The sequence below is a fragment of the Sphingobium sp. TomTYG75 genome (assembly GCF_054771635.1).
In genome coordinates this window covers 1646717-1663945 of the sequence record NZ_BSRE01000001.1, presented here as the reverse complement: position 1 = coordinate 1663945, position 17229 = coordinate 1646717, and the positions used below count along the sequence as shown (strand labels likewise).

Sequence of the window (17229 nt, the reverse complement as noted above, 5' to 3'; positions counted from 1 at the left end):
CTAATCAAAATCAGCTTTGGTCTGACCGCTCGGCCGCGCCTCGCGAAGGCGCGTCCATAGCAGCAAATTCACAGATTACCAGCCCCTAACCGAGCCGTTTGCACGGCCCGATTAAGGAAAATCATCAGGCCATCTTCGCCTTGACTTCGTCCGCCACGTTCTGCGGCACTTCGTCATAGTGGGAGAAGATCATCGAGTAGTTCGCGCGGCCCTGAGTGAAGGAACGCAGCGAGTTCACATAGCCGAACATGTTGGCCAGCGGCACCATGGCTTCGACCACCTGGGCATTGCCGCGCGTGTCGGTGCCTTGAATCTGACCACGACGGCTGTTCATGTCGCCGATGACATCGCCCAGATATTCTTCCGGGGTTACGACTTCGACCTTCATGACCGGTTCGAGCAGCGTGATGCCCGACTTCTGCGCCGCTTCGCGCATTGCTCCGCGAGCACAGATTTCGAACGCCAGCGCCGACGAGTCGACGTCATGGTACGCGCCATCATAAAGCACGATGTCGAAATCGATAATCGGGAAGCCGATCAGCGAACCGGTTGCCGCCGTCTCACGGAAGCCCTTTTCAATAGCGGGAATATATTCCTTGGGAATGTTACCGCCCTTGATCTCATCCTTGAACTGGATCCCCGCGCCGCGCTCGCCCGGGGTCAACTTCACCTTCACGCGGCCGAACTGACCCGTACCACCCGATTGCTTCTTGTGGGTGTAGTCGATGTCGACCGGCTTCTTGAGATATTCGCGATAGGCCACCTGCGGCGCGCCAACATTCGCCTCGACCTTGAATTCGCGCTTCATGCGGTCGACCAGGATTTCGAGGTGAAGTTCGCCCATGCCCTTGATGATCGTCTGACCCGATTCGTGATCGGTCGTGACGCGGAAGGACGGATCCTCAGCAGCCAGACGGTTGAGCGCGACGCCCATCTTTTCCTGGTCAGCCTTGGTCTTGGGTTCCACCGAAAGTTCGATGACCGGCTCGGGGAATTCCATCCGCTCCAGAATGATCGGCTGACGCTCGGCGCACAGCGTATCACCGGTGGTGGTTTCCTTCATGCCGGCCAGCGCAACGATGTCGCCCGCATAGGCGGTGTCGATATCCTCACGGCTGTTGGCATGCATCAGCAGCATGCGGCCGATCTTTTCCTTCTTGTCCTTGACCGAGTTCAGATAGGTGCCCTTGGTCAGGGTGCCCGAATAGACGCGCAGGAAGGTGAGCGAGCCGACGAACGGGTCGTTCATGATCTTGAACGCTAGGCCCGAGAAAGGCGCGTCGTCAGCGGTTGCACGGCTGTCGGGCTGATCGTTCGCGGGGTTGATGCCCTGCACGTCCTCAATGTCGAGCGGCGAAGGCAGATAGTCGACGACCGCGTCGAGCAACGGCTGAACGCCCTTGTTCTTGAACGCCGAGCCGCACAGCACCGGGGTAAACGCCTGGCCCAGCGTGCCCTTGCGGATCAGCGCCTTCAGGGTCGCAACGTCCGGGAGGTTACCTTCCAGATAAGCTTCCATCGCGGCATCGTCCTGCTCGACGGCAAGCTCGATCAGCTTCTCGCGATATTCGGCAGCCTTGTCGGCGAGGTCGGCGGGAATCTCTTCATAGGAGAATTCTGCGCCCAGATTTTCATCCTTCCAGATGATCGCGCGATTCTCGACCAAGTCGACCAGCCCCCTGAACTCCGATTCCGCGCCGATGGGCAGATAGAGTACAGCCGGGGTAGCGCCCAGGCGATCAATGATCGTCTGCACGCAATAATAGAAGTTGGCGCCGGTACGGTCGAGCTTGTTGATGAAGCACATGCGCGGCACGCGATACTTGTCGGCCTGGCGCCACACGGTTTCCGACTGCGGCTCAACGCCAGCAACGCCGTCGAACGCGGCGACCGCACCGTCGAGCACGCGCAGCGAACGTTCAACTTCGATGGTGAAGTCGACGTGGCCGGGGGTGTCGATGATGTTCAGGCGATGCTCAGGACCCTTGCCCTCTTCGGCCTTCCACACACAAGTGGTGGCCGCAGACGTGATGGTGATACCACGCTCCTGCTCCTGCTCCATCCAGTCCATGGTGGCGGCGCCGTCATGGACTTCGCCGATCTTGTAGGACTTGCCGGTGTAATAAAGGATACGCTCGGTCGTGGTGGTCTTGCCGGCGTCGATATGCGCCATGATACCGAAATTGCGATAGCGTTCGAGCGGATGGCTGCGGGCCATGATGCTTCTCCGTTGCCGGCGCACCGGCGGTGAGTGAGTGAGTCTTGCGGCTGGCCCCTAAACCAATCCGTCCGCCATGGGTAGCCCCACGGCGAACGGACCGATATTCAAAACCAGATAGAAAAAGCGGGTGCCAAAGCGCCCGCCTTCTTTTACCAGCGGTAGTGCGAGAAGGCGCGGTTCGCTTCCGCCATGCGGTGCGTGTCTTCGCGCTTCTTGACGGCATTGCCGCGGTTGTTGGCAGCGTCCAGCAGCTCACCCGACAGGCGCGCGGCCATGGTGGTTTCGCTGCGGTTGCGCGACGCGGTGATCAACCAGCGGATCGCCAGCGCCTGGGCGCGCTCGGGGCGCACTTCGACGGGGACCTGGTAGGTCGCACCGCCGACGCGGCGGCTGCGGACTTCGATGCCGGGCTTCACATTGTTCAGCGCGTCATGGAACATGCCGATCGGGTCCTTCTTGGACTTCGCTTCGACAGTTTCGAGCGCACCGTAAACGATGGACTCGGCGACGGCCTTCTTGCCGTCCTGCATGATGCTGTTCATGAACTTCGACAGCACGATATCACCGAATTTGGGATCGGGGAGGATAACGCGCTTTTCGGGGCGACGACGACGTGACATATTCTAGTCTCCCTTACTTCGGACGCTTCGCGCCGTACTTCGAACGGCTCTGCTTACGGTCCTTGACGCCCTGGGTATCCAGAACGCCGCGCAGCACGTGATAGCGCACACCGGGAAGGTCGCGTACGCGGCCGCCACGGATCAGCACAACGCTGTGCTCCTGAAGGTTGTGACCTTCACCCGGAATGTAGGTGATGACTTCGCGCTGGTTGACCAGACGCACTTTCGCCACCTTACGGAGAGCCGAGTTCGGCTTCTTCGGGGTCGTCGTGTAAACACGGGTGCAAACGCCGCGCTTTTGCGGGTTCGCTTCCATTGCAGGGACCTTCGACTTGGTCTTCTGCAGTTCGCGGCCCTTGCGGACCAGCTGGTTGATTGTTGGCATGAAGCCCTTCACCTTTTCAGTTACTTTACCGCAAGCATTCCCGCGTTCTTCACGGCCTGAAAAGGATGACCTTCCAAACAGCAAAGGCCCCGGCGGGAAACCCGCCTGGAGCCGCAAGAGCACCGGCAATGTTCAGCTCTATGTCGCCTGGCATGTCACCGACCAGAAAGACCGAATCTTTCCAAGTGGATCGCCGCTGGGCAGGCGCGCCTATAGCGAGGCAGGGTAATCCGGTCAAGAACGGCGGCGCGCCACCTCGTTTCGGTTTCGTTCCAAGATGGTGAAGCCTTCATTAGCAGATTGATAACCGACATTATTCTATTGATTTCCAGTGGCGCCACCGGGTGCGCCGACGTGGATTGGCCGTGACCCATCTTTCTCTCTTCACGGGTGAGTTTCTCAGCCGGACACAGGAAGCCGCTTTTCAAGCGGAGCGCCTCACCGAGTCGCGTCGGCACGCCCGTATAGTCTTCCTCTGCTCGGTCGCCCTGAATGCGCTTTTCCTGCTGAGTGATTGGCGCTTTTTCGACACGCCCCATTTCTGGATCGCAGTACCGGCGCGCCTCATTGTGGTGCTATGGTCACTTGGATGCCTGTATTTCAGCCGGAAGCTGGAGTCCTTCCAGAAGGTCGAGCGGCTCTGCTTGGCCTGGCAGATCGTAACCGCAATCGGTGTGGCATTCCTGGTCAGTTCCCGCAGTGATATCGCGATTTTCGTGCTCGTCATGCTGCCGCTGATCTTTTACCTTGGCGTGCCTACCAGCTTCCGGGGCAATTTCGGCGGCGGGCTGGGATGTGGAGTTGCGCTACTCATCGGCTATCTGGCGCCTGCGCCCTTATCCCCCACCGCCCCCGGCATGATCATGGCCGTGCTGATCCTTCATTGCGGCATGTGGATCACGATCATGCGGACAAACCGCCTCCAGCGCCTCGAGTGGATAGCGAGCCAGGCCGCCGGTACGGCTCGAGCCGCGTTGGCGCGCAACAGCGAAACGCTAGAGCGCATGTTCATGAGCGTGCCAATCCCGCTGCTGGTCACGCGTCAGGACGGCACAGTAATCCGCTTCAACGATGCTGCTGCTCAGGCCTTCGGATCAGACGGCGACATTTCGCGCGTTCACCTGCTTGGCGAGGGCTCCGCCGCGCAGGCAAGCCTGCGGGACCAGATCGCAAGCGGAGATGCGCTCAACAATCAGGAATGCCGGATCGTCGGAAAAGATGCGGTGGTCCACGATGTGTTGCTCGCGACGCGCCCGATTCAGATAGACGACGAAGACTGCATCCTTTCCAGTATCGTTGATATTACCGACCGGAAGGATGCCGAGCGGCATCTTGCCCATCTTGCCATGACCGACGCGCTGACAGGCTTGGCAAACCGCTCGCATTTCATGGCGACGCTGACGCAGGCGGCAAGTGCGACAGGCCATGCGGGCGGGCAGATGGCCGTTGTGCTGATCGATGTCGATGAGTTCAAACGAATCAACGACAGCGCCGGGCATGCGGTCGGCGATGCGCTCCTTTGCGCTGTAGCCGAACGCCTGCGGCGCGCAGTGCGGCCGGGAGATCTGGTTGCGCGCATGGGCGGCGACGAATTTGCCATTCTGTTGACGCGTCTGCGCAATGGACCGGATCTGGAAGCGATCCTGGCGCGCATGATGGCTCAACTTCATCAGCCACTCGCCTACGGCCCTCGTGACGTTGATTGCCGTGTCAGCATGGGTGTCGCACTTTTTCCAGAACATGCCGGGGACATTGCGGACCTTATAAAATTCGCAGACATCGCCCTGTATGAAGCGAAAAATGGCGGACGAGGTCGCGCGTGCCTGTTCGAGCCCTCGCTGCTCGAACGCTGGCAGCAAGAAGCCCGAATGCTGGATCGCGCACGCCACGCCTTGGTCCATGCCCCACCCGTCCCCTGGTATCAGCCCAAGATCGATCTATCGACGGGCGCCATCATCGGCTTCGAGGCGCTGCTGAGATGCGTTCGTACTGACGGCTCAATCATCATGCCGTCCGAGATTGCCGCTGCGTTCGAACATTCCGAGCTAGGCCGGACAATCAACGAGCGGATGCTGGATCGGATTCTGGCCGACTGTCGACGCTGGCAGGATCAGGGACTGGATTTCGGTCATGTCGCCATCAATGTGCCAGGGGTTGAGCTTCACGATGGCAGCTTCCCTAATCGTTTGCTCTCCCGACTCGCCGCGACGGGGGTATCCATTGCAAGGATCGAATTGGAGGTGACGGAGTCGGTTTTTCTTGGCCGGAATGCGGAGGTCGTGGAACGCAGTCTTCATCAATTGAGTACTGCGGGCCTGTCCATCGCGCTGGATGATTTCGGCACCGGCTATGCGTCACTCTCGCATCTGAAGCAGTTTCCAATAGATATCATCAAGATAGATCAGCGTTTCGTCCGGGACCTGGAAACCGATCCGGATGACGCCGCCATTGTGCGAACATTGCTGAACCTTGCCTACAGCCTTGGCATTCGAACGGTCGCCGAGGGCGTCGAGAATGTTCATCAGATTGATTATCTGCGTGCTGGTGGATGCCATTATGCGCAGGGCTTTCATTTCGGGGCAGCTGTCCCGGCTAGCGAAGTTCCCGCGCTACTGGGGCTGCATGTCGCAGCTCGTCCCACCGAGGCATAATTTTACTTTTTGTCAGGAACCGGAACGGCCGAAGCACGTTTCGCCCCGATCTGATTTCGACTCATCACGAGTCTGCCTTGGCGGATTCGCGTGCTGTTCGTCCCTTTGCTAACGGGCCGATTCTCTAAGAATTGAGCACGGGGTCGTCATTGTTGCAGCGGTGTAGATTGGGCATTTTCAGCCTATGGGCGAGGATTGCCGCTTTGTGCCCGGAGCGGCAATTCCTCTTCCAGTCTGGCGGAAAGCTGCAGCGTGTCCGCATCTCGAGCCGCACCCAGATATCGACGCTTCTCCTATCCGCAGCGCTGATTATCGGCGCGGCCACGCTGGCTCTGTCGCTTTCCTGGAATCGGTCTGAAATGGAGAGGGAAAGCGCCGCGATCAATGCGAAAACCAGGGCGATAGCTGAGTACAAGAAATCCATTGAACAACGTGCGCGCGACCTGGAAGCGCGGCAAGACTTCATGGACGATCTTTATCACACTCATTTTGGCGAGGACGCTTCCCAAGCTGGCGTGGCACTGAAAAACCTGTCCGGACAAGCTTCCACGCAAGGCGGGGCCGATTCATCAAAGGTGCGCATCAGTGCCACTCAAGACATTCATCCTCTGGGAGCGATTGACGCGAGACAGCGCCGGTTCGCGGCGCTTCTTACTCATGCGGTCAAGCGCCGGGCGGACGAAACGGCGCATGCAATTCGCCGCCTGGGTCTTAATCCCGACCTATTGGCGCGTGCCGCTCCCCGGGCGCAAGGCGGTCCCTTCGTGCCCTGGCCTGATGGGCAGAGGCCGATGCCCCAGGAATTCGAACGTCTTTCTGATGCTCTTGCCCGGATGGAATCTCTGGAGACCAGTCTGAAGACCATTCCATCTGGCCTCCCGACGATGGCCCCGATGCAATCCAGTTCCTATGGCTATCGCCGCGATCCGTTCAATGGCCATGCCGCATTCCATGCGGGTATCGACTTTCCCGGCCGTCACGGCGAACCCATATTGGCCGCCGCGACAGGCAGTGTCAGCTTCGTTGGTCAGCGGAGCGGCTATGGCAATGTGGTGGAGATCACCCATGGTAACGGCTTGATGACGCGATATGCCCATCTGTCCGGTTTCAATGCCCGTGTTGGGCAACAGGTGCTCCGTGGACATCAGATCGCGCGTATGGGTTCAACCGGCCGTTCAACGGGTGACCACCTCCATTTCGAAGTGCGCTTGAAGGGGGAGCCCGTCAATCCGCGACCTTTCCTGGAAGCCGCCCGAAACGTCCAACAAGTCGCCGCTGCTCGGAACGCTGATATCCGAAGCCGCGGCTGAAGCTTTGCGACTTCAACGGTCGATAGTCCGGCGGTTCACCCACAAGCATCATACTCGCCGAGACTTTTCGCGTCAGTTGACTGGCGCCCGCCGCCTGTAGCTGAGCGCTTCGGCTATATGTACGCGGCCGACCTGTTCCGCGCCAGAAAGGTCGGCGATCGTCCGGGCTACGCGCAATACCCGGGTATAGCCCCGGGCAGAGAGCTTCATCGCCGCAGCCGCCTGCGCCAGCAGTTCCCGCCCAGCGGCATCAGGACCGGCAACTTCCTCAAGCTGCTCTCCATCGACTTCCGCATTGGTTCGCACGCGGGTTCCGGCATAGCGCTGCGTCTGACGGTCGCGCGCGGCCGCCACCCTGCCTGCTACTTCCGCCGAACCTTCAGTTGGAGGAGGCAGGACGAGATCTGCCGCCGTCACGGCCTGAACCTCGACATGCAGATCGATACGATCAAGCAGTGGTCCCGAAACCTTGGCCTGATAATCCGCGGCACAGCGCGGCGCCCGTGAGCAGGCAAGGGCTGGATCGGCAAGATGGCCGCAGCGACAAGGATTCATTGCGGCGACGAGCTGGACCCGCGCCGGGAAAGTGACATGGGCGTTGGCGCGAGCAACCGTAACCTCGCCTGTTTCCAGCGGCTGACGCAGCGAGTCGAGTACAGTGCGCTGGAACTCGGGCAGCTCGTCGAGGAAGAGGACGCCAAGGTGCGCCATGCTGACCTCACCCGGCCGCGCCTTGTGCCCGCCGCCGACCAACGCCGCCATCGATGCGCTATGGTGTGGAGTGCGAAACGGCCGTGCGCGGCTGATGCGGCCGCCTTCCAGTGAGCCTGCGACGCTTGCCACCATGGACGTTTCCAGCGCTTCGGCCGGGGTGAGTTGCGGCAGGATACCGGGCAGGCAACTTGCCATCAGCGACTTGCCTGCGCCCGGTGGTCCCACCATCAATAGATTATGGCCTCCGGCGGCGGCAATCTCCAGCGCGCGCTTTGCCGTTTCCTGCCCCTTCACCTGGCGCAGATCTGCCGTACGATGCGGAACCTCGACGACGCCCGGCTGTGGCGGGGAAAGCGCGGCATTGCCCTTGAAGTGATTAAGCAGACTCAGCAGATCGGGGGCGGCGATGACCTCCACCTGACCAGCCCAGGCCGCTTCCGGACCCTGAGCGACCGGGCAGATGAGGCCCAACTCCTTTTCGCCAGCATGCAATGCGGCGAGCAGCACACCGGGGGTGGAAGCGATGCGGCCATCAAGCCCCAATTCTCCCACGACGACATAGCCCGATAGAGTCTCAGCATCGATCACCCCCATCGCGCCGAGCAGCGCAAGTGCAATGGGGAGATCGAAATGCGATCCTTCCTTCGGGAGGTCCGCAGGTGAAAGATTTACCGTGATTCGCTTGGGCGGAAGGGACAGGCCGATCGCGGCGACGGCATTGCGCACCCGCTCACGGCTTTCCGCCACGGCCTTGTCCGGCAAGCCGACAAGGATGAAGTTGGGGAGGCCCGGAACGAGCTGGCACTGCACCTCCACGCTGCGCGCGTCCAGCCCGAGATAGGCGACCGTCGATACCGTCGAAACCAATGTGCCCCCATTTTCTGAAAAACGCTGCGCGTGGCTGCGTCAGCCCTGTTCGTCGGGCCGTCCCTTGAAACCCTGCGCCACGACATACCATTCCACGCTGCCTTTGCGGCTGGCGGGCGGCTTCGCGTGCTTGATCGTCGTAAAATGCTTTTTCAACACCGCAAGCAGATCGGCGTCAGTACCGCCCGCGAACACCTTGGCCACGAACGTTCCACCTTTGCGCAGATTTTCCACTGCAAACCAGGCCGCTGCCTCGACCAATGCCATGGTGCGCAGGTGATCGGTCTGCGGATGGCCAACTGTGTTCGCGGCCATGTCGGAAATCACAAGATCAGGCGCATCGCCCAGAGCTTCGGCGAGAGCAGCGGGCGCCTTGTCATCCATGAAATCCATCTGGAACAGCGTGACGCCGGGGATGGGGTCGGTCGGGAGCAAATCTATCCCCACGACCTTCGCCTTGGGCGACAGCTTGCGTACCACCTGAGCCCAGCCACCGGGCGCGACGCCCAGATCGACGACGGCGCGTGAACCCTTCACGAAATGGAACTTCTCATCCAGTTCGATCAGCTTGAAGGCGGCCCGACTTCTCCACCCCTCCGCCTTTGCCTTGCGAACATAGGGGTCGTTCAGCTGCCGCTCCAGCCAGCGGGTGGATTGCGCCGTCCGCCCTTTTGCCGATTTGACCCGAACCTTGCCGGCGCCCGCGCCTCTCACATCATTGCTCCATCGCGATCCATAAGGCCGCGCAATATACCCTCGCGAATGCCGCGATCAGCCACGCCCAACCGCTCGGCGGGCCAGATGTCCAGGATGGATTCCAGGATGGCGCATCCGGCCACTACCAGATCAGCTCGCTCAGAACCAATACAGGGTAATTTTTGCCGTTCGGCCAACGACATGGTGGACAGCCTGCCGGAAATCGACCGCATCGATGTCGAAGGTACAATCAGCCCATCGATCGCCTGCCGATCGTAGCGCGGCAGATTGAGATGCACGCTGGCGAGTGTCGTCACCGTGCCCGATGTACCCAGCAAACGTATCGAGGAAGTTTGTCGCGGCAAGCGACGGGCGAGTGGCGCAAAGGCATCCGCCACACGCGAACGCATTCGGCCGTAGGCAGCCAGACGCTCATTCTGATCGGCATGATCGAACAACTCGCTTTCGGTGAGCGACACCACGCCCCATGGCGCGCTGACCCAATCCACGATGTGCGGCGCGCCCGCCCGGTTTGCATCGACGAGCACCAGTTCGGTCGATCCGCCGCCTATGTCGAAGATCAATGCAGGACCGTCGCCAGGCTCCAGCAGCGCGTGACAGCCCATGACGGCAAGCCGCGCCTCTTCTTGCGCACTGATGATGTCGAGAGCGATCCCCGTCTCGCGATAGACGCGCTGGATGAACTCCGCGCCGTTGACAGCGCGGCGGCATGCCTCGGTTGCGACGGATCGCGCCAACGTCACGTGCCTTCGTCGCAGCTTGTCAGCGCATACGGAAAGCGCGGCGATCGCTCGGTCAATCGCGGCATCGCTGATCCGTCCGGTCGCAGCCAGGCCTTCACCCAATCGCACGATACGAGAAAAGGCGTCGACGACGATGAAGCCGTCAGCCGATGGCTTGGCAATCAGCAAACGGCAATTGTTGGTGCCCAAATCTATCGCAGCATAAGACCGCCTGCCACGCGGTGGATGAGGCAATGAGCCCCGCTGCTTCGACGGGGGAGGTATGGCCGCAGCCGTGCTCCCATTACCCTGGCCGGAGCGGGCAGCTTTGCCCGAAACACCCCCGGCGGGACCGGAACTCTGCGGCGATGGGCGGCTTTGCTGCACCATGGCCGGATCACTTTTCTTCTTCGCCGACACCGACAGGTGGCGGAACTTGATGCCAAACTATGCGGATGCCGCGCAAAGCGCAAGACGGCGCCAGAAAAGCCAATGACATAGCGCGCGGCCGAGCGCCGCACCCGTCAAAGCGGGAGCAAGGCCGCCACGATCCAGCGCTCTTCGGCCCGCAACACGCCCCAGGCGCGGGCTGCGGCACGGCTGTCCATCACTTCCACGCCGATGCCCATATTTTCGAGTTCGCGAACGAAAACCCGAGGCGGCTGGCGCAAACCTCCCCCGGTGCCGAGCAAGAGAAATTCCGGCAGGGGATCGATCGTCAGCAGGTCACCCAGGGAGGCAAGCGTTAGCTTCTCCGAAGAGGGCGCCTCGCTCCACTTCGATGCGCGGACCGGGGTGAGCAACAGCCCTTCGGGAAAGACGTCATCCCTGACGCGAAAGCCTCTGCCCGAAAAACCGGTTACAATCGGCCCCTGCCCCGTCTCATCACGACGGAACTCGATACCAGTGCGCTTGTCGGTCAGGGCCGCGCCCCGTCATCACGCGGACCCATGCGCTCTGCCTGCGCGGCGATGTTCGGCTTGCCCGCCTTCCGTTCCGTCAGCTGCGGCGAGAGCCCCAGCGTGATCAGCAACGACGACGAAACATATACCGACGAATAGGTGCCTACGACGATGCCCAGCATCATGGCAGCGGTGAAGCCACGCAACACATGGCCGCCGAACAGCAACAGCGCGCCCAGGGCGAGCATGATCGTGAGCGACGTCATCACGGTTCGAGGCAGCGTTTCGTTGACGGAAAGGTCGATCAGCGCCTTCATATCCATCTTGCGATATTTCCGCATGTTTTCGCGGATACGGTCGTCGATCACCATCTTGTCATTGATCGAGTAGCCGACGATCGTGAGGACGGCAGCGACGATGTTCAGGTCGAATTCCAGCTGGGTAATCGCGAAAAAGCCGAGCGTCATAAGAACGTCGTGCATGATCGCCACGAAGGTCGATACGCCGAACTGCCATTCATAGCGGAACCAGGAAAAGATAGCGATGCCGATCACCGCCAGCATCACTGCCAGCACGCCATTCTGGATCAACTCGCCGGACACCTTACCCGACACCGTGTCGTAGCGGGAGAAAGTAACGCCGGGAAATTCAGCGGTCAGCGCCTTGCGCGCTTTTTCCACGATCGCATTGGCCGCGCCTGCCCCGCCCTGCTCTGGTAGCGGCAGACGGATCTGTACGGTCTTGGGATCGCCGAACTGTTGCAGCGATCCATCGCCTACGCCGAGCCGGTCAATCGTCGTGCGAACCCGATCGAGCTGCGCTGGTTGCTGGAACCGGGCCTCTATCATCAGGCCGCCGACGAAATCGACGCCAAGGTTGAGGCCACGATGGATCGTCGCGCCCACGGCGAGCACGGTCAGCAGCGCGGTAAGGGCGAACGCCCAATGGCGCAGCTTCACGAAGCCGATGTTCGTATTGTCGGGGACGAGCTTAAGAAGTTTCATGGGTTTTCTCCCGGCCCCTTAAATGTGGATCTCGGTCGGGCGCTTGGCACGAAGCCATCGAGACGCGAGCAGGCGGGTGAAGGTCACGGCGGTGAACACGCTGGTCGCGATGCCGATCAATAGCACGATCGCGAAGCCCTTGACCGGGCCAGAGCCCAGCGCAAGCATGATGCCGCCAGCGATCGCATGGGTCACGTTCGCTTCGAAAATCGTCCGGCTGGCTTCCTTGTAACCAAACTCGATCGCCTGGACCACGCCGCGCCCGCGCCGCCGTTCTTCGCGGATACGCTCATATATGAGGACGTTGGCATCGACGGCCGTACCGATGGTCAGGACGAAGCCCGCGATCCCCGGAAGCGTCAGCGTCGCTCCCAGCATCCCCATGACGCCAAGGATAACGAGCACGTTGATGGCGACCGCGAGGTTCGCATACATGCCGAAGCGGCCGTAGCTCGCGAACATGAAGATCGCGACCGCAGCTACCGCGATCACCGAAGCCAACAATCCGGCGCGGATTGAATCGGCGCCGAGCTGTGGGCCGACGGTGCGCTCTTCCACCACGGTCAGGGCGACGGGCAACTTGCCCGATCGCAGGGCGATGGCAAGTTGGTTGGCGCTTTCAACGGTGAAATTGCCGCTGATCTGGGCGGAGCCCCCGAGGATCGGTTCATTGATGTTCGGCGCCGACAGGACCTCGCCGTCCAGGATGATAGCGAAGGGCCGATTGACATTCTGGGACGTCACTTGGCCGAACTTGCGCCCGCCTGACCCATTGAAGCGGATGTTGACGATCGCCTGGTTGTTCTGGTCGTAGCCCTGCGTCGCGTCGGTCAGGTCTTCGCCGGACACCATGACCTGGCGCTTGACCGCGATCGCCGGAACGCCGGATGGGTTGCCAGGATAAGGCAGCACTTCGCTGCCGACCGGCGCGCGGCCCTGAGCAACTTCCGACGGATTGGCACTGGTATCGACCAGCTTGAATTCCAACTTGGCGGTCTGGCCGAGCAGGTCCTTCAATGCCTTCGGATTCTGGAGGCCGGGCACCTGCACGACAATGCGATTGCCACCCTGCTGCTGAATGGTCGGCTCGCGCGTGCCCATTTCGTCGATGCGCTTGCGGATGACCTCTGTCGCCACCTCCATCGCGCTTTTGACCGCATTGTCGATCCCCGCCTCGGTCGGCGTGATCACGATCGTCGAGCTGTTGACGACCTCCACATTGAAGTCGCGCTGCCCTGTGAGGCCCGCGCCCTGCGTCAGCGGACGGATACGCTCCACCGCAGCATCGACCTGCGAGGGATCGCGGACCATGAAGCTGAGCTTTCCGTCGCGGCTGGAAATGTCACCGACCGAGATGCGCGGGCTGCCGCGCCGAAGCTCGGTGCGGACCTGCTCCTCCATGTTGGTGAGGCGCTGCTTAGCCACGTCCTGCGTCGATGCTTCGAGCAGAAGATGACTACCACCGGAAAGGTCAAGGCCAAGGTTCACCCGGGTCTGCATGAACCCGGGCAGCCGCTGCACCGCAGAGTCCGGCAGGAAGCTGGGGATGGCGCAGGTGATGCCGATCAACAGGGGCAGCAGGATCGCTGCGATAGTCCAGCGCGAGAAGTTCAGCATCGGCCGATCAGTCGTTCGCAGGCTTGGCGGTCGCCGGGTCGATGACATCGGTAAGCGTCGATTTGACCGCCTTCACCTTCATCCCCGGCGCGAGTTCGACATCGACGTAGAATTCATCGACGCGGGCTACCTTGCCGACAAGGCCCCCACCGGTCACGACCTGATCGCCCTTTTTAACCGCGCCAATCTTCGCCTTATGGTCTTTCATCCGCTTCTGCTGGGGACGGATCAGCAGGAAGTAGAAGACGACGAAGATGAGAACGAGCGGCGCCATCTGCACCAGCATGGAGGCACCGGACGACTGTTCGCCCGCGGTCTGGGCAAAGGCTGGGGTAATGAACATTGTGGGACTTTCGCCTTATCTCTTGTCCAGCCGCAGACAGGCAAATGCCTGCGGATCAAAGGCGCGCGGCTAACACAGATCGGGATAGGGAGGCAACATGATTAGGGAAGGAAGAAAGCGGCAAAAAGCGCGCGCCGAAACGCTTGCATGTTCTCAAACATGCTTCTATGTGCCGCCGCTCCGGTCGGGACGTAGCGCAGCCTGGTAGCGCATCACACTGGGGGTGTGGGGGTCGGAGGTTCGAATCCTCTCGTCCCGACCAAATTCATGAAGGAAATGGCGAAAAGAACGCATTTTTGCGGGTTCGCCTTTCCTGCCCCGGCAAATCCTATTTTTCCTATTTCTGCGCCAGACGCGAATTTTTGCTGTCCTACAGCTAACCAAATGGGATAAATACCCTGCCTCATTCGACGAGGGAGGCGGGTTCATGGATATTTCGGCACTGATTGACGAGGTGATCGCGCGAGAAGGGGGCTATGGCCATCATCCGGCGGATCGGGGCGGGCCTACGAATTTCGGAATCACCCAGGCCGTCGCGCGGGCCAATGGCTATGCGGGCGACATGCGGAAATTGCCGCGGACGCTGGCCGAGACGATCTACCGAAGGCTTTACTGGGAACGGCCGGGCTATGCCTTTGTCGCGGAGGTCGCGCCGGACATCGCCGCCGAATTGTTCGACAACGCGGTGAATATGGGGCCGGGCACGGCGACCGGCTTCCTGCAACGGGCGCTCAACGCGCTTAATCGCAATCAGAAGGACTATCCCGACCTGAAGGTCGACCGCACGATCGGCGCCAAGACGTTGGCGGCGCTCCGCGCATTCATGGCGCTGCGGGGCAAGGCAGGGGAGAAGGTGCTGCTGAAGGCGATCGAGGCCCTGCAAGGGGAACGTTATCTGGCGCTGGCGGAGAGCAGGCCTGCCAACGAAGCCTTCCTCTACGGCTGGTTGGCGAACCGACTTGGTTAGAGGCGGGACGGCTGCGGGCAATCGGAGGCGGCGCGCCGATCGCTGGACGCTGCGGGCGCGGCCAGCCTTTCTATATGTCATGTACGCCCTGCTGCTGTGGTCGGTGCCGGTTGGGCTGATCGGGGGTGTGTGGCCGGAGGGGGCGGCGGCGATCGTCCGGGCGATGCGGGGCTATTTCGAGGCGCTGCCGGAGCCGCTCTATGCGCTGTTTGGCACGGGGTATCTTGGATATACAGCGGCGCGGACCTGGGGGAAGGTGCGAGGGGTGGAGCGGTAGGGGAGAGTTGCGCTTCGCGTTAAGCGTTGCGCAGCCCCCTCTCCCTAACCCTCTCCCCTGAAGAAGAGAGGGAACTGGGTTGCGCTTAAGCCTATATCGGTGCGCGCCAGCCCGTCATAGTTCGCGCTTACGCCACAAAAATGAGAGGGGCCGCTGGGTAGATAAGTCCCAGCGGCCCATCATTGACATGGTCACAGCGGCCGGAAGTGCCGCCACACGGAAACGTTGATCGCGCTATATTTGCAGGCAAGGAAGGCCCGTTCGCGACTGGTCGCGGCAGAGGCTGTTTCAATGTCTGTAAAAACCGACGTTATGACGTCGCTCAGCGGCGCGTTTCCCGAATGGACTTGACCGACCTCACTGCTGAACCATGAGACATCGGATCACCTCCTTTCGCTTGTTAAAGCCCGCGCAGCCCGCCCTGGAAAACCGTTTTTGACCTGGCCACGACATGGACTGTGAATCAGACGGGAAGCATGATCAAGACTTGTAAAATTCTTTTTTCGAATCATAATGGCGCGTCCGCTTGAAAAGCTGATCTGGTGCTTTTCAGTCGATCCCCCCACAAGATGCACGGCAAGCGGTCGGAAACCGACCCTTTAGCGACGGCAGTCCTCTATGACCCGGCCGACCTCTGCCCAGGCGGGCAGTATCAGGGTTTCGAGCCCCTGCACCTCCACGGCGAAATGGCCCCGGCTGTAGGCGATCTGATCCAGCACTGTGTCGCTGGCGGCGCGGACTGCGAGGGCTCCCGAACCGTTCGGCGTGGCGGGCCAACTGACCGCGCCATAGCTGGTGCGGAGCGTGACGTTCCCCTGCCCTGCCCCCGCGCGCAGAAGACTGATCCGGCCTGCGGCGGGATCGCATCGCAAGGAAAGCAGCGTGCCGGATGCGGGACTGGCGAAGGAGGCGACGGATCCCGATCCTTCCGCGTGGTAGCTCCAGTTGCCGGGCGTCGCGGGACGATATTGCCATTCGACCGGTCCGGGAACGGGTAGAGGCGGCCTTGCCGAGGGCGCGGGCGCAGGGCGCGGAGCTGGCGGCGGGGGCGCTTCTGGGGCGCCGACGCAGGCGGGGAGGAGGAGCAGGGAGGCGAGGGTGGCGGAGGCGGGGATCATGCGCATGCGCCACTCAATGCCCGAGGGGGTGGAACGGGTTCAACCGGGAAATGCATTTTTTGGGCTGGTGGATTGCGATTTAGTATCGGCGTTGCACTGGCCCACCCCCCGGCCCCTTCAAACGAGTCACGTGCCTCGTTTGAACGCTTGCGGGAGGGGGAGCAGGAGTGTGCTATCCCTAGAACGCAGCCCTAAACACCCTTGCCAATTGACAGTTTCCCGCCGAATCGCTAGGGGCGGACGCATCCCGGACACGCTGGTGAGCGGCAGTGCATGGCACTGGCCGTCTTTTTTGCGTCTCGGGGGCTATCGAATCGGCCGAAGTCCTTCTAGGGCTCGGCCCGGACGCTTTGAGATGGGGTGGCGCCAACCGCCCCGTGGAGCAGGAGTACAGATTACCATGGCACGTATTGCGGGTGTTAACATCCCGACCAACAAGCGCGTGATCATCGCGCTCACCTACATCCACGGCATCGGCCGCAAGACCGCCGTCGACCTCGCCGACAAGCTGGGCATCGACCACAGTCGCCGCGTTCAGGACCTGTCGGACGCCGAAGTCCTGCAGATCCGCGAAGCCATTGACGCCGACCTCACCGTTGAAGGTGACCTGCGTCGTGAAACCGCGATGAACATCAAGCGCCTGATGGATCTGGCCTGCTATCGCGGCCTGCGTCACCGCAAGGGCCTGCCGGTTCGCGGCCAGCGCACGCACACCAATGCGCGCACTCGCAAGGGCAAGGCTAAGCCGATCGCCGGCAAGAAGAAGTAAGAAATAGTCCGGGGGACTATTTCGT

General features: G+C 61.3%; 16 protein-coding genes and 1 tRNA gene. 6 read left to right on the top strand and 11 right to left on the bottom strand.

Features of this window, described 5'->3' with window-relative positions:
• Window positions 1-124 precede the first annotated feature (124 nt).
• The 3 genes from fusA to rpsL all read right to left on the bottom strand — a co-directional run bounded on the left by fusA (window position 125) and on the right by rpsL (window position 3226).
• The gene (gene fusA / locus ACYU81_RS08390; protein ID WP_460987195.1) at window positions 125-2218 is read right to left on the bottom strand and encodes an elongation factor G; all 2094 of its coding nucleotides are present in this window, start codon (window positions 2216-2218) and stop codon (window positions 125-127) included.
• Between the two features lie 152 nt (window positions 2219-2370).
• Window positions 2371-2841 (bottom strand): 30S ribosomal protein S7, encoded by a 471-nt coding sequence (gene rpsG, locus ACYU81_RS08385; RefSeq protein WP_013847768.1) that lies wholly within the window; start codon window positions 2839-2841, stop codon window positions 2371-2373.
• Between the two features lie 13 nt (window positions 2842-2854).
• Complete coding sequence (rpsL, locus tag ACYU81_RS08380) at window positions 2855-3226, bottom strand: 30S ribosomal protein S12 (RefSeq protein WP_007686591.1); 372 nt, start codon at window positions 3224-3226, stop codon at window positions 2855-2857.
• A gap of 365 nt (window positions 3227-3591) precedes the next feature.
• Between rpsL and ACYU81_RS08375 the strand changes: the two genes are divergently transcribed.
• Together ACYU81_RS08375 and ACYU81_RS08370 are read left to right on the top strand one after the other, a co-directional pair.
• Window positions 3592-5877: a putative bifunctional diguanylate cyclase/phosphodiesterase gene (locus ACYU81_RS08375; protein ID WP_460987194.1), complete on the top strand. Its 2286-nt coding sequence runs from the start codon at window positions 3592-3594 to the stop codon at window positions 5875-5877.
• Window positions 5878-6080: 203 nt separating this feature from the next.
• Entirely contained in the window at window positions 6081-7187 is a 1107-nt protein-coding gene (locus tag ACYU81_RS08370) for a M23 family metallopeptidase (protein ID WP_460987192.1), read from the top strand.
• 72 nt (window positions 7188-7259) lie between these two features.
• Here the strand turns inward: ACYU81_RS08370 and ACYU81_RS08365 are convergent, their stop codons facing one another.
• From ACYU81_RS08365 to yajC, 7 genes are all read right to left on the bottom strand, one after another.
• Window positions 7260-8768 carry a YifB family Mg chelatase-like AAA ATPase gene (locus ACYU81_RS08365; RefSeq protein WP_460987191.1) on the bottom strand — a complete coding sequence of 503 codons (1509 nt, stop codon included), beginning with the start codon at window positions 8766-8768 and terminating at the stop codon, window positions 7260-7262.
• A gap of 39 nt (window positions 8769-8807) precedes the next feature.
• Window positions 8808-9482 (bottom strand): RlmE family RNA methyltransferase, encoded by a 675-nt coding sequence (locus tag ACYU81_RS08360; protein ID WP_460987190.1) that lies wholly within the window; start codon window positions 9480-9482, stop codon window positions 8808-8810.
• Window positions 9479-10597, bottom strand: coding sequence for a Ppx/GppA phosphatase family protein (locus tag ACYU81_RS08355; protein WP_196225081.1), 1119 nt, complete (start codon window positions 10595-10597; stop codon window positions 9479-9481). The genes ACYU81_RS08360 and ACYU81_RS08355 overlap by 4 nt, the downstream gene beginning before the upstream one ends.
• 134 nt (window positions 10598-10731) lie before the next feature.
• The gene (locus tag ACYU81_RS08350; RefSeq protein WP_449474570.1) at window positions 10732-11073 is read right to left on the bottom strand and encodes an MTH938/NDUFAF3 family protein; all 342 of its coding nucleotides are present in this window, start codon (window positions 11071-11073) and stop codon (window positions 10732-10734) included.
• Window positions 11074-11126: 53 nt separating this feature from the next.
• On the bottom strand, window positions 11127-12113 hold the full coding sequence (gene secF / locus ACYU81_RS08345) for a protein translocase subunit SecF (RefSeq protein WP_460987189.1): 987 nt from the start codon (window positions 12111-12113) through the stop codon (window positions 11127-11129).
• A gap of 18 nt (window positions 12114-12131) precedes the next feature.
• Window positions 12132-13730 carry a protein translocase subunit SecD gene (secD, locus tag ACYU81_RS08340; RefSeq protein ID WP_460987187.1) on the bottom strand — a complete coding sequence of 533 codons (1599 nt, stop codon included), beginning with the start codon at window positions 13728-13730 and terminating at the stop codon, window positions 12132-12134.
• Window positions 13731-13737: 7 nt separating this feature from the next.
• Window positions 13738-14073, bottom strand: a complete 336-nt coding sequence (gene yajC / locus ACYU81_RS08335; protein WP_196225079.1) for a preprotein translocase subunit YajC — start codon at window positions 14071-14073, stop codon at window positions 13738-13740.
• 185 nt (window positions 14074-14258) lie between these two features.
• Here yajC and ACYU81_RS08330 point away from each other — a divergent pair.
• The 3 genes from ACYU81_RS08330 (at window position 14259) to ACYU81_RS08320 (ending at window position 15317) form a co-directional block, all read left to right on the top strand.
• Window positions 14259-14335, top strand: a tRNA-Pro gene (locus ACYU81_RS08330).
• 165 nt (window positions 14336-14500) lie between these two features.
• Complete coding sequence (locus ACYU81_RS08325; protein WP_460987186.1) at window positions 14501-15040, top strand: glycoside hydrolase family 108 protein; 540 nt, start codon at window positions 14501-14503, stop codon at window positions 15038-15040.
• Complete coding sequence (locus tag ACYU81_RS08320) at window positions 15033-15317, top strand: 3TM-type holin (protein WP_460987185.1); 285 nt, start codon at window positions 15033-15035, stop codon at window positions 15315-15317. Before ACYU81_RS08325 ends, ACYU81_RS08320 begins: the two co-directional genes overlap by 8 nt.
• A gap of 599 nt (window positions 15318-15916) precedes the next feature.
• Here the strand turns inward: ACYU81_RS08320 and ACYU81_RS08315 are convergent.
• The gene (locus tag ACYU81_RS08315; RefSeq protein ID WP_460987183.1) at window positions 15917-16441 is read right to left on the bottom strand and encodes a hypothetical protein; all 525 of its coding nucleotides are present in this window, start codon (window positions 16439-16441) and stop codon (window positions 15917-15919) included.
• Window positions 16442-16835: 394 nt separating this feature from the next.
• On the opposite strand from ACYU81_RS08315, the gene rpsM reads away from it, so the two are divergent.
• On the top strand, window positions 16836-17204 hold the full coding sequence (gene rpsM, locus ACYU81_RS08310) for a 30S ribosomal protein S13 (RefSeq protein WP_007707977.1): 369 nt from the start codon (window positions 16836-16838) through the stop codon (window positions 17202-17204).
• Window positions 17205-17229 lie beyond the last annotated feature (25 nt).

Excerpts from the sequence above, each read along its gene's own strand:
- fusA (WP_460987195.1), bottom strand. The coding sequence starts at position 2,218 with ATGGCCCGCAGCCATCCGCTCGAACGCTATCGCAATTTCGGTATCATG.
- rpsG (WP_013847768.1), bottom strand. The coding sequence starts at position 2,841 with ATGTCACGTCGTCGTCGCCCCGAAAAGCGCGTTATCCTCCCCGATCCC.
- rpsL (WP_007686591.1), bottom strand. The coding sequence starts at position 3,226 with ATGCCAACAATCAACCAGCTGGTCCGCAAGGGCCGCGAACTGCAGAAG.
- ACYU81_RS08355 (WP_196225081.1), bottom strand. The coding sequence starts at position 10,597 with ATGGTGCAGCAAAGCCGCCCATCGCCGCAGAGTTCCGGTCCCGCCGGG.
- secF (WP_460987189.1), bottom strand. The coding sequence starts at position 12,113 with ATGAAACTTCTTAAGCTCGTCCCCGACAATACGAACATCGGCTTCGTG.
- secD (WP_460987187.1), bottom strand. The coding sequence starts at position 13,730 with ATGCTGAACTTCTCGCGCTGGACTATCGCAGCGATCCTGCTGCCCCTG.
- yajC (WP_196225079.1), bottom strand. The coding sequence starts at position 14,073 with ATGTTCATTACCCCAGCCTTTGCCCAGACCGCGGGCGAACAGTCGTCC.
- ACYU81_RS08325 (WP_460987186.1), top strand. The coding sequence starts at position 14,501 with ATGGATATTTCGGCACTGATTGACGAGGTGATCGCGCGAGAAGGGGGC.
- ACYU81_RS08315 (WP_460987183.1), bottom strand. The coding sequence starts at position 16,441 with ATGCGCATGATCCCCGCCTCCGCCACCCTCGCCTCCCTGCTCCTCCTC.
- rpsM (WP_007707977.1), top strand. The coding sequence starts at position 16,836 with ATGGCACGTATTGCGGGTGTTAACATCCCGACCAACAAGCGCGTGATC.